This is a genomic window from Pseudomonas sp. E1MeOHC2 (genome assembly GCF_058745025.1).
In genome coordinates this window covers 3,792,118-3,806,753 of the sequence record NZ_CP196675.1, presented here as the reverse complement: position 1 = coordinate 3,806,753, position 14,636 = coordinate 3,792,118, and the positions used below count along the sequence as shown (strand labels likewise).

Here is a 14,636-nt window from a genome sequence, read left to right as displayed (position 1 = left end):
CCCCGTCGTTCGGATATCAAAAGCCGGCGATTATAGCGACCCTCGGCCTTGAGCGCTCGGGTATACTCCGGCCCAATTTAGCGAAGTTTCAGAGGACTCTTAAATGAGCAACGTCGACCACGCCGAAATTGCCAAGTTCGAAGCCTTGGCCCACCGCTGGTGGGACCGTGAAAGCGAGTTCAAGCCGCTGCATGAAATCAACCCGTTGCGCGTCAACTGGATCGACGAGCGGGTCGGCCTGGCTGGCAAGAAGGTACTGGACGTAGGTTGCGGTGGCGGCATTCTCAGCGAATCCATGGCCCTGCGCGGCGCCACGGTGACCGGCATCGACATGGGCGAGGCACCGCTGGCGGTTGCCCAACTGCACCAGCTGGAATCCGGCGTCGAAGTGGAGTACCGGCAGATCACCGCCGAAGCCCTGGCCGAAGAGATGCCCGAGCAGTTCGACGTGGTCACCTGCCTGGAAATGCTCGAACACGTCCCCGACCCGTCGTCGGTGATCCGTGCCTGCTACCGCATGGTCAAGCCTGGCGGGCAGGTGTTCTTCTCGACCATCAACCGCAACCCCAAGGCCTACCTGCTGGCCATCGTCGGCGCCGAGTACATCCTCAAGATGCTGCCGCGCGGCACCCACGACTTCAAGAAGTTCATCCGCCCCTCGGAGCTTGGCGCCTGGAGCCGCGCTGCCGGCCTTGAAGTCAAGGACATCATTGGCCTGACCTACAACCCGCTGACCAAGCACTACAAGCTCTGCGGCGATGTGGACGTCAACTACATGATCCAGACCCTGCGCGAGGAATGAGCATGCGTTTGCGAGCAGTACTCTTCGACATGGACGGCACCCTGCTCGACACGGCGCCGGACTTCATCGCCATCTGCCAGGCCATGCTTGCCGAACGCGGCTTGCCAGCAATCGACGACAACCTGATTCGTGGGGTGATTTCCGGCGGTGCCCGTGCCATGGTCGCCGTCACCTTTGCCATGGACCCGGAGGCCGAAGGCTTCGAGGCCCTGCGCCTGGAGTTTCTGGAGCGCTACCAGCGCGACTGCGCGGTGCACAGCAAGCTGTTCGACGGCATGGCCGAGCTCTTGGCCGACATCGAGAAAGGCAATCTGCTGTGGGGCGTGGTCACCAACAAGCCAGTGCGCTTCGCTGAGCCGATCATGCAGCGCCTGGGCCTGGCCGAGCGTTCGGCACTGTTGATCTGCCCGGACCACGTGAAGAACAGCAAGCCTGACCCCGAGCCGCTGATCCTGGCCTGCAAGACGCTGAACCTGGACCCGGCCAGCGTATTGTTCGTCGGCGACGACCTGCGCGACATTGAGTCTGGCCGCGACGCCGGCACCCGCACGGCGGCGGTGCGCTACGGCTATATTCATCCAGAAGACAACCCGAACAACTGGGGTGCCGACGTGGTGGTGGACCACCCGCTGGAACTGCGCAAGGTGATCGACAGCGCGCTGTGCGGCTGCTGATCGAGACCTGGAGTCAGCAGGGCCTGTGGGAGCGGGCTTGCCCCGCGAACACGGGCGAAGCCCGTGCCATCCTCCGCGCCGCCTGCTTCGCGGGGCAAGCCCGCTCCCACAAGGAACGGCACAGCCCAATGAACAAGGGAAAAATCTGATGTTCGACTACACCGCCCGTCCCGACCTGCTGCAAGGCCGGGTCATCCTGATCACCGGTGCCGGCCGCGGCATCGGTGCCGCTGCCGCCAAGGCCTACGCTGCACTGGGTGCCACCGTGCTGCTGCTGGGCAAGACCGAGGCCAACCTCAACGAGGTCTACGACCAGATCGAGGCCGCCGGGCACCCACAACCGGTGGTCATCCCGTTCAACCTGGAAACCGCCCTGCCCCACCAGTACGACGAGCTGGCGGTCATGATCGAAGACCAGTTCGGGCGCCTCGACGGCTTGCTCAACAACGCCTCGATCATCGGCCCGCGCACACCCCTGGAGCAGTTGTCGGGTGACAACTTCATGCGTGTGATGCACATCAACGTCGATGCCACCTTCATGCTCACCAGCACCCTGCTACCGCTGCTCAAGCTGTCGGAGGATGCCTCAGTGGTGTTCACCTCCAGCAGTGTCGGGCGTAAAGGCCGGGCCTACTGGGGTGCCTACGGTGTCTCGAAGTTCGCCACCGAAGGCCTGATGCAGACCTTGGCCGACGAATTGGAAGGGGTTGCGCCGGTGCGCTCGAACAGCATCAACCCAGGCGCCACGCGCACGGCGATGCGGGCCCAGGCCTACCCCAGCGAGAACCCGCTGAACAACCCGCTGCCTGAGGAGATCTTGCCGGTGTACCTGTACCTGATGGGGCCGGACAGTACCGGGGTGAATGGGCAGGCGTTCAACGCGCAGTGATTTGTGGGTTGCCGGTGCTGGCCTCTTCACGGGCAAGCCCGCCCCCACAGGATTTGCACGATGCCAGAAGGCAGTGACAACCCTGTGGGAGCGGGCCCGCCAAGAGGCCGGTACCGGTGAACCCTCAGCCAGCTACCAACGCCGGCCGCACCCGCCCCTGCTGACGCCCCTCCAGCTGCATGCAGCGTTCCAGAAACAGGTACATGCAGTCGTAACTCTTGCAGATCGCCCGGCGCAATTCGGTACGCAGCCCCAGCGTCGGGTTCTCCCCCGCCAAGGTACAGATGATTTCCAGCGCTTCCCACGGATGCGCATCGTCATACTGCGCATGCATTTTCAGCCACTTCATGGCGCGCTTGCGCTGATCCTCAGGGAAGCCCATGGCGTAGGTCTCACTCGCGCACACCACCGCCGACCATTCTCCGGTCGCGCCTTCGATGGCGTAGTTGGTGGCCGCCATGGAAATCGCCAGGTTCTCGGTGGCGCACACCCGCCAGCACCAGTCATTGAGCCCGTTCAATTCAGGCGGCACTTCCTGAGCCTGCAACTGGTGCAAATGAACGCCATGGGCATGACACCAATGCACCCAGTAGTCGGCATGGTTGAGTTCGACGCGGATGTTGCGCATCAACCAGCGCCGCGCCATGTCTTCGCCAGGGTGCCGGCCATAGCGGGTTTTGGTCAGGTTGTGGGCCATGTACAGCGAGAATTGCTCGACCACCGGCCAGCCACCGATCAGGTACTGACGAATGGTCGAGGGTTTGAGCTGACCATCGCGCAGGCGTTCGTAAAGCTCATGCTCCACCACCCGGCGCTTGCTCTCACGGCACTCTTCAATCAGTTGCTGGGCCCATTGAGGGTAACTGGCGGGGTCCATCAATGGCCCGATACGAACGAATGCATCAATCACTTTGAGCTCCTTGATCCTTGTGATTTTTCGGACGTTTGTGTCAGCGAAAGCCGCTGTCTAGCTAGCGAAACGTGCCAGGTGCCCGTTGCAACAGAGGCCTTGCGGCGATCCGCTGGCGCTGCAGACTGTCACAGGTGAACACCTGAGGGCGCTCGATCAGATAGCCCTGGGCGTAATCCACACCGATTTCCTGCAGGGCCTGCTCGATCAAAGGGGTTTCGACAAACTCGGCAATGGTCCGTTTACCCATCACATGGCCGATATGGTTGATGACCTCGACCATGGCTCGATTGATCGGGTCATCTAGCATGTCTTTGACGAAACTGCCGTCGATCTTCAGAAAATCCACAGGTAAATGCTTCAAATAGGCGAACGACGACATGCCGGCACAGAAGTCGTCGAGCGAGAAGCGGCAACCCAGCCCTTTCAGCTCATTGATAAAGCGAATGGCACTGCCAAGGTTGGCAATGGCGCTGGTTTCGGTGATCTCGAAACAGATCATCCGCGGCGGGATAGCGTACTCGACGAACAAGCGCTGCAGGTACTCGAGGAACTTGTCGTCACCGATACTCGACCCCGACAAGTTGATCGCGCACATGGACAGCGGGCCTTCACGCCCTTCGTCCAGGCACTGGCGAATGACCTGAAACACATTGCGCACCACCCAGCGGTCGAGGGCGGTCATCAAGCCATAGCGCTCGGCTGCCGGGATGAAACTGCTGGGCAGGATGGTACGGCCGCTCTCGTCATGCAGGCGCAGCAGGATCTCGATATGGCCAGGGCCTTCGATGACCTTCAGTGCGGCGATTTCCTGGGCATACAGGCAGAAGCGGTTTTCTTCCAGCGCCACATGCAAGCGCTGGATCCAGGCCATCTCGCCAAAGCGCATGGACAGCTCGCTGTCGTCGGCGTGATACACCTGAACCCGGTTGCGGCCTTTTTCCTTGGCCATGTAGCAGGCCATGTCGGCAGCGCGCAACGAGGCTTCCAGCGTGGCGGGGGCCTGCGCCAGGTTCACCAGGCCAATGCTCACGGTGGTGACGAACGGCCGCCCCTTCCACACAAAATGCAGGCTCTGAACCATCTGACGCAACTGCTCGGCAATACGCTCGGCCTGATCCGGCGGGCAGTTTTCCAGCAGCACGCCGAATTCGTCACCGCCCAGCCGTGCCAGGGTATCGCCTTCGCGCAGGCCCGACTGCAACACGGCGCAGATATGGCGTAGCAGCTCATCGCCGGCGGCATGGCCACAGGTGTCATTGACCAGCTTGAACTGGTCCAGGTCCAGAAACATCAACGAATGCCGCCCAGCCTGGCGCGCCAGGCCATTGAGCGCTTGTTCCAGGCGGTACTCGAATTCGCGGCGGTTGGCCAGGCCGGTCAAGGCATCATGGGTCGCCTGCCAGGACAGGTTGGCGATGTACTGGCGCTCCTGGGTCATGTCGTGCAGCACCAGCACGATACCGCTGACCTGCCCGTCATTGAGAATGGGCGACCCCACCAGGTTGATCGACACGGTGCTGCCATCCAGGCGCTGGATCAGCCTGGCGTGCTCGGCGCCGCCCCTCAGACTGCCACTGAGCACCTGCTCGACCAAGCTTCGGCCATCCTCTTCGGCCTGCTCGTCCACCAGGTTGAATAACGCGGAAAGCGAAAGGCCCTGGGCCTGGCCCGCCTGCCAGTGGGTAAGCTGTTCGGCGGCCGGGTTCATATAGCCGATGCAACCCTCTACATCGGCGGTAATGACCGCATCGCCAATCGCCTGCAAGGTGATCTGCGCCCGCTCCTTTTCTTCTTGCAGGGCATTGGCGAACGCCTGGCGCTGCGCCAGCAGCTTGCTGGAACGGCGCCAGGCGATGGTGATGAGAAACAGCGCGGTGAGCAGGTTGGTGATCATTAGCACCCGCAGCACCATGCGCGACCCCTCTCCCAGCGCATCGCTGAAGGCCTTGGCGGCCGGGGTGACACCTTCGTTGATGGTGACGATGCGGGCCTGCCAATCGGCGATCGTGCGGTCATCGACCTGGCCACGGGCAAACCCTTTGCGCATTTCACCCGCAAGCACGTCCAGCTGGCCCAGGTACCTGTCGCCAATGTCCCAATAGTCGATGGCCGTCTGCATGTAGCTGATGCTGCGGAAATTGCGATAAAACCAGATGATGCGTTCGACGTCGTCGGGGTGGTTGCCGCCTTGCAGCACGGCTTCGCGTGCGGCGTTCAGGTCGGGGTTGGGCTGATCGAGCACCACGCGCAGTTGATGATCGCCGCGGGGCACGGTGATGGCCTGGCGGTAGCGCTGGTACGTGCCCTCATCGCGGTTGTCGGCGTATAGGTTGAGGTAGTAGATGGCATCCTTTTGAGCCTTGGACCACAAGCTCTCGCCCGCCACATAAGCCCGCACCGCCGATAGCGTATAAAGGCTGAGACTGCCCAGCGCCGCCTGGAAAACCACGACGGCGATGAAGGGCCAGATGATACCGAGCAGCTTCGGCGCTTCTAGAGTGCGATGTCCCTTCATGGATTCCCTGTCACAGAGCAGATAAGGCTCGAATCAACCCAGACAAGCACAGCGTAGGCCATTTGCCATCTGTGCGGAGGGGTTTTTTATGACAAGGAATCGGGCGGTTTGCACCGCCACCAAGCGCCTCAGGTCTGCTGCAGGTGCCCGTACAGTTTTGCGTACAACCCACCCTCGGCAATCAGCTGTTGATGGTCGCCATCTTCAGCCACATGCCCACCGTCGAACACCAGCACCCGGTCCGCTTGCTTCACCGCCGATAGACGGTGGGCGATGATCAGCGTGGTGCGGCCATTGAGGAAGCGTGCCAGGGCTTTGTGCAGGTTGTATTCGGTGGCGGCATCAAGCGCCGAAGTGGCTTCGTCGAGGATCACCACCTTGGGTTCGGCCAACACCATCCGGGCAATGGCCAGCCGTTGCCGCTGACCACCGGACAAGCGCACACCGGAACGCCCGACCACGCTGTCCAGGCCTTGTGGCAAGGCGGCAATGGTGGCGTCTAGCTGGGCAATGCGCAGCGCCTGCCAGCAGGCTTCGTCGCTGCACTCGCGGCCCATGGCCAGGTTGGCGCGCACGCTGTCGTTGAACAGCGACGGATGCTGCAGCACAACCGCGACGTTTTCGCGCAGGGTCTCCAGGCCGATCTCCTGCAGGCTGGCACCGCCAAAGCGGATGGTCCCCGCCTGGGCGCTGTACAGGCCCAGCAGCAACTGCACCAGGGTGCTCTTGCCGCCCCCGCTGGCGCCCACGATGGCCACCTTCTCACCTGGGGCGATGGACAGGTCGAGGTGTTCGAGCACCGGCTCGTCAGCATAGGCGAACCGCAGGTCGCGCACCTCGATGCCCACTGTCTCGCGGCCCGCGAACGGGTCACTGGCCGCCGGGTACTGTGGCTCGTCCGCCCGCGCCAGCAACTCGTTGAGCCGGCTCAGGGCACCGCCAGCGGCATAGTAGGCGTATTGCAGGTTGAGCAGTTGCTCAACCGGCCCGATCATGAACCACAGGTAGCTGAACACGGCCAGCATCTGGCCAATCGACAGGTCGGAGAACAGCACGGTGAGCATTGCCGCGGCGCGGAAGATGTCAATGCCGAACTGGAACAACAACCCACTGGCGCGGCCACTGGCATCGCTCTTCCATTGCGAGTCCACGGCGTAGTCGCGCACTTCCCGCGCGCGCAAGCCAAGCCGACCGAGGAAGTAGCCCTGGCGGTTGCTGGCACGGATCTCCTGGATCGCATCGAGGGTTTCCGACAGCGCCTGGGTAAAGCGTGCGGTGCTGTCGTTTTCAAGCTTCTTCAGGTGCTTGACCCGCTTGCCCAACTGCACGGTGAAGTAGATCACCAGCGGGTTGAACAACAGGATCAGCAACGCCAGCTGCCAGTGCATCCAGATCAGGATCGCCGCCGTGCCGGTCAGGGTCAGCATGGCCACGAGGAAGCGGCTGAGGGTTTCACCGACGAACTTGTCGAGGGTGTCCAGGTCGGTGACTAGGTGCGTCGTCACCGTGCCGCTGCCCAGGCTTTCGTACTCCTTGAGGGAAATCCGCTTGAGCCGTTCGATCAGGCGGATGCGCAGGCGGTAGACGATGTCCTTGGCCAGCCCGGCGAACAGCTTGGCCTGCACCACGTTGAAGGCCAGGGCGGCCAGGCGCAGGCAAAGCGTCAGTGCCAGCATCAGGCCGATGTAGCCCGCCGCGACCTGCCAGTTGGCCGGCAGCAGCTGGTTCATCCACTTCAGCGCGGCATCGCCGTGGCCGAGCAGCACTTCGTCCACCAACAGCGGCAGCAGCAAGGGAATCGGCACGCTGCAGCAGGCCGCGAGCACGGCAATCAGGTTGGCGGACCAGAGGTTTTTCTTGTGATGCAACGCCAGGCGGCGGATTTCCGCCCAGCTCAGTCGATCGGCCGCACTGTGAGGCTTCCCTGGCACAGGGTCGGGCGACCCAGGCACATCAAGCACAGGCGGCCTGCTGCAGCCAACGGCCGAGCAAGGGTTGCAGGCGCTCCAGCGGCTGGTAGCCGTTGGTCAGCAAGGCCAACTGGCCATTGCGCTCGGCCAGCAGGGTGGGGAACCCGGCGATGCCCAGGCCCTGCGCCCAACCGAAATCGGCGGCGGTGGCCGTACGCGTGTCGGCGCGGGTAAAGGCCTCAGCGAATGCAGCACGGTCAAAGCCTGCCTGTTCGGCCAGTTCAACCAGGTGCGGCGCGGTGGTGACGTCGACACCGGCCTCGTAGAACGAGCGCTGGATCAGCGCCAGCAGGGGCCAGACGCGCTCGGCATCCAGCTCGCGGGCAGTGACCAGGGCGCGGCAGGCAGGCTCGGTGTCGTAGACAAAGCCTTCGGGCATGGCGCCCTCGAAACGAAACGGCTGACCGGTGGCGTCGGCCACCGCTTGCCAATGCTCGAGGATGTACTTGCGGGTCGACGCATCCAGGGCGCTGCCGCCGGTGCGCAGGCCACCCGGCACCAGGCGGGTCGGCACGCCGGCTTCACGTGCCTGGGCGATCAGGGCCGCGGCCACCGGCGCGAAACCCCAGCACCAGGAGCACATCGGGTCCATCACATAAAGCAGGCGTGCAGACATGCATCAGGCCTCGGCTTTGTAGTTGTAACCGATCGGGTGCGGCAAGTTGCGCGCCTTGGCCAGCTCGATCTGCTTCTGCCGGTCAATGGCGCTGCGGCGAGTCTTCTCGCTCAGGCTGTCCCAGCAGTGCGGGCAGCTCACACCTGGCGAGTAGTGCTCGGACGCACGCTCTTGTGCGTTGATCGGGTGGCGGCAAGCGTGGCACTGGTCGTACTCGCCCTCGCTCAGGTCATGACGCACCGTGACGCGGTTGTCGAACACGAAGCAGTCGCCATCCCACAGGCTTTCTTCCTGAGGCACTTCCTCGAAGTACTTCAGCACGCCTCCTTTAAGATGATAGACCGCCTCGAAGCCTTCACCGAGCATGTAGCTGGAGGCTTTTTCGCAACGGATGCCACCGGTGCAGAACATCGCCACCTTCTTGTGCTTGCTCGGGTCGAAGTTGGCCTTGATGTACTCGGGGAACTCGCGGAAGGTCTCGGTCTTGGGGTCGAGGGCGCCCTTGAAGGTGCCAATGGCCACTTCGTAGTCGTTACGGGTATCGATCAGCAGCACTTCAGGGTCACTGATCAGGGCGTTCCAGTCCTTGGGCTCGACGTAGGTGCCCACCTGCTGGTTGGGGTCCACGCCCGCCACACCGAGGGTGACGATCTCTTTCTTGAGCTTGACCTTGGTGCGGTAGAACGGCTGCTCGTCGCAGTAGGATTCCTTGTGGTCGACATCCACCAGGCGCGGGTCATTGCGCAGCCAGGCGAGCAGGCCGTCGATGCCTTCGCGGGTGGCCGACACGGTGCCATTGATGCCTTCGTTGGCCAGCAGCAGGGTGCCTTTGACGTCATTGTCGAGCATGGCCTTGAGCAGCGGCTCGCGCAGCTCGACGTAGTCTTGCAGGGTGACGAATTTGTACAGCGCCGCGACGACGATCGGTTGTGACATGAACGTGAATCTCCAGGTGGTTGCCCTCGTAAGGGGCGGACCGGGGTAACAAAAACAGGGGGCTGCTTTGCAGCCCATCGCAGGCAAGCCAGCTCCCACAGGTACAGGGTGTGGGAGCTGGCTTGCCTGCGATGGGCCGCAAAGCGGCCCCCTTTTGGGATTTTTGCGGATTCTACCAGAACGGCAAAAAGGAATCAGTGCCCGCCGCCTGCACACACCGGCGAGGCCGGTGCGACACCGACCTTGGCCCACTCTTCAGCGGTGTAGGTGTGAATGGCCAGGGCATGGATCTGGCCCATCAGCTCGCCCATGGTGGCGTAGACCTTCTGGTGACGCTTGACGCTGTTCAGCCCGGCAAACTGCTCGCTGACGATCACTGCCTTGTAGTGGGTCTCCTGACCACGACTGTGCATGTGACTTTCATTGAGCACTTCCAGGTGTTGCGGCGCCAGCGTTGCCAGTTGCTGCTCGATGCGGTGCTGCATGCTCATCTCGCGTTACTCACTTTTTGGCGGGGGCGGCCTTGCCAGCGTTCGGGTCAAGCTCTTTGGTCATGTCTTCGAGCAGCTTGTTCACCACCGGTACCGCAGGCTCCAGGCTCTGCTGGGTCAGCTGGGCCGACTGCTGAGTAACCTTGGGCATTTCGCGCAGGACTTTCTTGCCCAGCGGCGACTCGTAGAACTTGACCAGGTCCTTGAGCTCGGCCTCGGTGAAGGTCGCGGTGTACAGGTCGACCATTTTCGGCTTCAGCTTGTTCCAGCCGATGGCGCTGTCCAGGGCGGCGTTGGCCTTGGCCTGGTAGCTTTGCAGCACCGGCTGCTTGGCGGCAGGTGCCTTGGTCTGGGCGAAGCGCTGGGCGAACATCTGTTGGACTTGCATATAGACCGGAGTGCCCAGTTTGTCGGCGTTGGCCAGGGTCAGGAATTTCTCGGCGGCAGCGTTGTGGGCTGGGGTGGCAGCGAGTACCTGGCCGCTGGCACAGGCCAGGGCGACGGCGGCACAGAGGACACGGAGACGGGTCATTGCATTTCCTTCAAAAGAGGGAGGCGGGTACCTCAGAGTAGAGCATTCTGCGCTGTGGTGGCGATGTGCTCAAGTGGGTACGACGAGCGATGGAACCGCTCTGTCGAATCAGGGCCTAAACTGCGATTTCGAACCACAAAGGAGTGAGCGCAGAATGAGCCGTATCGAGACAGACAGCCTGGGCCCGGTCGAAGTTCCTGACGACGCCTACTGGGGTGCGCAGACCCAGCGGTCGCTGATCAACTTCGCCATTGGCAAGGAACGCATGCCGCTCGCGGTGCTGCACGCCCTGGCACTGATCAAGAAAGCCGCGGCACGGGTCAATGATCGCAACGGCGACCTGCCGGCTGAAATCGCCCGGTTGATCGAGCAGGCCGCCGACGAAGTGCTCGACGGCCAGCATGACGATCAGTTCCCGCTGGTGGTCTGGCAGACCGGCAGTGGCACCCAGAGCAACATGAACGTCAACGAAGTCATCGCCGGCCGCGCCAACGAGCTGGCCGGCCAAGGCCGTGGCGGCAAGGCGCCCGTACACCCCAACGATCACGTCAACCGCTCGCAGAGTTCCAACGACTGCTTCCCCACTGCCATGCACATTGCCGCTGCCCAGGCGGTACATGAAAGACTGCTGCCGGCGATCGCCGAGCTGTCCGCGGGGCTGTCCGAACTGTCAGCGCGCCACCAAAAACTGGTCAAGACCGGCCGCACACACATGATGGACGCCACGCCGATCACCTTCGGCCAGGAAGTTTCCGCCTTCGTCGCCCAGCTTGATTACGCCCAGCGCGCCATCCGCGCTACCCTGCCGCCGGTCTGCGAGCTGGCCCAGGGCGGCACGGCCGTCGGCACCGGGCTGAACGCGCCACACGGCTTCGCCGAAGCCATCGCCGCCGAGCTGGCCGCGCTTTCCGGGCTACCTTTCATCACCGCGCCCAACAAGTTCGCCGCCCTTGCCGGCCATGAACCGCTGACCAGCCTGGCGGGGGCGCTGAAGACCCTGGCTGTTGCCTTGATGAAAATCGCCAACGACTTGCGCCTGCTTGGCTCTGGCCCGCGCACGGGGCTGGCAGAAGTACGCCTGCCGGCCAACGAGCCGGGCAGCTCGATCATGCCTGGCAAGGTCAACCCGACCCAGTGCGAGGCGCTGTCCATGCTGGCCTGCCAGGTGCTGGGCAACGATGCTGCGATCGGTTTTGCCGCAAGCCAGGGTCACTTGCAATTGAACGTGTTCAAGCCGGTGATCATCCACAACCTGTTGCAGTCGGTGGAATTGCTGGCCGACGGCTGCCGCAACTTCCAGCAGCACTGCGTGGCCGGGATCGAGCCGGATGCCAAGCAGATGGCGGCGCACCTGGAACAGGGGTTGATGCTGGTAACGGCACTGAACCCGCACATTGGCTATGACAAGGCGGCGGAAATTGCCAAAAAGGCCTATGCCGAAGGCAAGACCCTGCGCGAGGCGGCGTTGGAGTTGAAGTACCTGACCAATGAGCAGTTCGATCAGTGGGTCAGGCCGGAGAACATGCTGGCACCGGGTGGCAAGGGCTGATTTAGCGGGTGCCTGTTCCGGCCTCTTCGCGGGGCAAGCCCGCTCCCACTATCACCACAGGCTCGAATGCTGCGGTCAACCTGTGGGAGCGGGCTTGCCCCGCGAAGAGGCCGGAACAGGCCATCAATTAACCTGTGCCAACCGCGCCTTTCTTGCGCGCCACCCCGCAACCAACGAAGGCCCCAGCGCCACCAGCGCCGACCCCAGCACCACCGTCAGCGCACCAACATACCCCAGGGCATTGATGTCCTCGGCATGCACATACGCCGGCCACATCCAAGCCGCCAGCGCCACCGCCACAAAGGTCACCAGTGGGGTCAGCGCCAACGTCGCGCTCACCCGCGAGGCTTCCCAATGCGCCAGTGCCTCGGCAAAGGCGCCATAGGCCACCAGGGTATTCAGGCAACAGGCCAGCAGCAGCCAGCCTTGCAGCGGCGTCAATTGCAGCGCTTCCAATGGATGCACCCAAGGCGTCAGCAGCGCGGCGCAGCACAGGTAGATCACCATCATCACCTGCTGCGAGTGCCATACCGTCAGTAGCTGTTTCTGGCTCAGGGCGTAGAAGACCCAGATGCTGGTCGCCAGCAAAATGGTCAAAACCCCGGTGGTGTACGTGCCGAGCGAGGTCAGCAGCTCTTCCAGGCGCTGGTTGAAGAACAGGCCGAAACCGCCGACCAGAATCACCAGGCCCAGCCCCTGCCCCAGGCTGAAACGCTCCTTGAACACGAGTACGCTGGCCACCAGCAGCAACACCGGGCCGACCTGTACCACCAGTTGCGCGGTGCCCGGGCTGAGCAGCTTGAGGCCAATCAGGTACAGCACGTAGTTGCCCATCAGGCCAAGTACGGCCACGGCCACCAGCCCTTTGCCCTTGCGCCCGAGCTTGCCGAACGATGGCAGCCGGCGATTGGCCGCCAGCCAGGCGGACAACAGCCCGCCGGACACCAGCAGGCGGTACCAGGTGACGGTGACTGGGTCCATCACCTGCAGCACCTGTTTGAGCTTGATCGGCAGGATGCCCCACAGCAGCGCGGTCAGAAGTGCCAGGAACAGGCCATAGACCCAGCGTCCGGAAGTGGTGTGCATAAAGCCCTCGATCAAGCCCGTGGTGGGGGTGGTTGGATTCTACGGGCTTGGCGGCTGGCAGCGGGGGGATAAGCCGGGAAAAGAATTCATCAGGTCATTCCCCCGTGGCATGGCTGAACAGGCAACTATTTCTTGTCTTTGGCAAACGCCGCTTCCAGCGCCTCGTTGATGGTGCGCAAGACCTTCACCCGCGCCCAGCGTTTGTCATTGGCCTCGACCAGTGTCCACGGCGCGATCTCGCTGCTGGTACGGTCGACCATGTCGCCCACCGCCTCGGTATACAGGTCCCACTTCTCGCGGTTGCGCCAGTCGTCTTCGGTGATCTTGTAGCGTTTGAAGGGGATCTGTTCACGCTCTTCGAAGCGTTCCAGTTGGGTCTGCTGGTCGATCGCCAGCCAGAACTTGACCACCACCACGCCCGCATTCACCAACTGCTCTTCGAAATCATTGATCTCGCTGTAGGCACGCATCCAGTCGGCCGGGCTGCAGAACCCCTCGACCCGCTCCACCAGCACCCGGCCATACCAGGACCGATCGAAGATGGTGAACTTGCCCCGCGCCGGAATCTGCCGCCAGAAACGCCACAGGTACGGTTGCGCACGCTCGTCTTCGCTGGGCGCGGCAATCGGTACGATACGGTATTGGCGCGGGTCCAGCGCGGCCGCCACGCGGCGGATGGCACCGCCCTTGCCGGCCGCGTCGTTGCCTTCGAACACCGCCACCAGCGCATGCCGACGCATGTGCTTGTGGCGCAGCAGGCCGGCCAGGCGCGCCTGCTCGGTCACCAGTTGCTCCTGGTAATCCTGCTTGTCCAGGCGCAGGGTCATGTCCAGGGCACCGATCAGGCTGCGTTGGTCGATGCTGCGCCCCAGCGGCGCGACGTTACCTTGGTGCTTGCCCTTGGGGTTGTTGGCGAGGGCTGCTTGCAGGCCGTCCAGCAGAATACGCCCTACCGCCAGGCTGCGGTAATGCGGGTCGGCCCCCTCGATCACGTGCCAGGGCGCGTAGTCACGGCTGGTGCGGCGCAGCACACGCTCGCCAAAGCGCACGAAGCGGTCGTAGGTCTCGGACTGTTGCCAGTCCAGCGGGCTGATGCGCCAGCTGTGCAGCGGGTCATCCTTGAGCGCCTTGAGACGGGCTTTCATCTGTTTTTTGGACAGGTGAAACCAGAACTTGATAATCAGCGCACCTTCGTCACACAGCATCTGCTCCAGCCGTTCGGCACCGGTAATGGCCTGATCGAGCACGGCGTCCTTGAACACCCCATGCACACGCCCCTGCAGCATCTGGCTGTACCAGTTGCCAAAGAAAACCCCCATCCGCCCCTTCGGTGGCAAGGCCCGCCAGTAGCGCCAGGCCGGCGGCCGGGCGAGCTCCTCGTCGGTCTGCTGGTCGAAGGTGAGTACATCAATCATGCGCGGGTCCATCCACTCGTTGAGCAGCTTGACCGTCTCGCCCTTGCCAGCGCCTTCGATGCCGTTGATCAGCACGATCACCGGAAAGCGCGCCTGCTGCTTGAGTTCGTACTGGGCTTCGAGCAGGGCCTCGCGTAAAGCGGGTACCTCGGCGTCGTAAGCCTCCTTGTCGATGCTGTGACCGATTTCAGCGGATTCGAACATGCAGTGGCTCCTTCAATGGATAAACAAGACTAGCGGATTTGTGC

The 14,636-nt window shown here is 63.0% G+C and carries 13 protein-coding genes; 4 read left to right on the top strand and 9 right to left on the bottom strand.

Annotated elements, in window-relative coordinates:
• The first annotated feature begins 103 nt into the window (after positions 1-103).
• From ubiG to ACSSU5_RS17225, 3 genes are all read left to right on the top strand, one after another.
• Positions 104-802, top strand: coding sequence for a bifunctional 2-polyprenyl-6-hydroxyphenol methylase/3-demethylubiquinol 3-O-methyltransferase UbiG (gene ubiG / locus ACSSU5_RS17235; protein WP_264309848.1), 699 nt, complete (start codon positions 104-106; stop codon positions 800-802).
• Positions 803-804: 2 nt separating this feature from the next.
• A complete protein-coding gene (gene mupP, locus ACSSU5_RS17230; protein ID WP_264309849.1) occupies positions 805-1,476 on the top strand; it encodes an N-acetylmuramic acid 6-phosphate phosphatase MupP in 672 nt (223 codons plus the stop codon).
• Between the two features lie 148 nt (positions 1,477-1,624).
• Positions 1,625-2,365, top strand: coding sequence for a YciK family oxidoreductase (locus ACSSU5_RS17225; RefSeq protein WP_264309850.1), 741 nt, complete (start codon positions 1,625-1,627; stop codon positions 2,363-2,365).
• 124 nt (positions 2,366-2,489) lie between these two features.
• Here ACSSU5_RS17225 and ACSSU5_RS17220 read toward each other — a convergent pair whose 3' ends face one another.
• The 7 genes from ACSSU5_RS17220 to ACSSU5_RS17190 form a co-directional block, all read right to left on the bottom strand.
• On the bottom strand, positions 2,490-3,275 hold the full coding sequence (locus tag ACSSU5_RS17220; protein ID WP_492559346.1) for an iron-containing redox enzyme family protein: 786 nt from the start codon (positions 3,273-3,275) through the stop codon (positions 2,490-2,492).
• Between the two features lie 61 nt (positions 3,276-3,336).
• A complete protein-coding gene (locus tag ACSSU5_RS17215; protein ID WP_492559345.1) occupies positions 3,337-5,793 on the bottom strand; it encodes an EAL domain-containing protein in 2,457 nt (818 codons plus the stop codon).
• A 128-nt stretch (positions 5,794-5,921) separates the two neighbouring features.
• The gene (locus tag ACSSU5_RS17210; RefSeq protein WP_492559344.1) at positions 5,922-7,754 is read right to left on the bottom strand and encodes an ABC transporter ATP-binding protein; all 1,833 of its coding nucleotides are present in this window, start codon (positions 7,752-7,754) and stop codon (positions 5,922-5,924) included.
• Positions 7,747-8,379 (bottom strand): DsbA family protein, encoded by a 633-nt coding sequence (locus tag ACSSU5_RS17205; RefSeq protein ID WP_264309854.1) that lies wholly within the window; start codon positions 8,377-8,379, stop codon positions 7,747-7,749. The genes ACSSU5_RS17210 and ACSSU5_RS17205 overlap by 8 nt, the downstream gene beginning before the upstream one ends.
• A gap of 3 nt (positions 8,380-8,382) precedes the next feature.
• Entirely contained in the window at positions 8,383-9,315 is a 933-nt protein-coding gene (gene trhO / locus ACSSU5_RS17200; RefSeq protein ID WP_264309855.1) for an oxygen-dependent tRNA uridine(34) hydroxylase TrhO, read from the bottom strand.
• 194 nt (positions 9,316-9,509) lie between these two features.
• The gene (locus tag ACSSU5_RS17195; RefSeq protein ID WP_264309856.1) at positions 9,510-9,806 is read right to left on the bottom strand and encodes a BolA family protein; all 297 of its coding nucleotides are present in this window, start codon (positions 9,804-9,806) and stop codon (positions 9,510-9,512) included.
• A gap of 10 nt (positions 9,807-9,816) precedes the next feature.
• The gene (locus ACSSU5_RS17190) at positions 9,817-10,338 is read right to left on the bottom strand and encodes a DUF2059 domain-containing protein (RefSeq protein ID WP_264309857.1); all 522 of its coding nucleotides are present in this window, start codon (positions 10,336-10,338) and stop codon (positions 9,817-9,819) included.
• 154 nt (positions 10,339-10,492) lie between these two features.
• Between ACSSU5_RS17190 and ACSSU5_RS17185 the strand changes: the two genes are divergently transcribed.
• The gene (locus ACSSU5_RS17185; RefSeq protein WP_492559343.1) at positions 10,493-11,887 is read left to right on the top strand and encodes a class II fumarate hydratase; all 1,395 of its coding nucleotides are present in this window, start codon (positions 10,493-10,495) and stop codon (positions 11,885-11,887) included.
• Positions 11,888-12,010: 123 nt separating this feature from the next.
• On the opposite strand, the gene ACSSU5_RS17180 is transcribed toward ACSSU5_RS17185, so the two are convergent.
• Positions 12,011-12,973: a DMT family transporter gene (locus tag ACSSU5_RS17180; RefSeq protein ID WP_264309859.1), complete on the bottom strand. Its 963-nt coding sequence runs from the start codon at positions 12,971-12,973 to the stop codon at positions 12,011-12,013.
• A gap of 125 nt (positions 12,974-13,098) precedes the next feature.
• Positions 13,099-14,592 carry a polyphosphate:AMP phosphotransferase gene (gene pap, locus ACSSU5_RS17175; RefSeq protein ID WP_264309860.1) on the bottom strand — a complete coding sequence of 498 codons (1,494 nt, stop codon included), beginning with the start codon at positions 14,590-14,592 and terminating at the stop codon, positions 13,099-13,101.
• Positions 14,593-14,636: the final 44 nt, after the last annotated feature.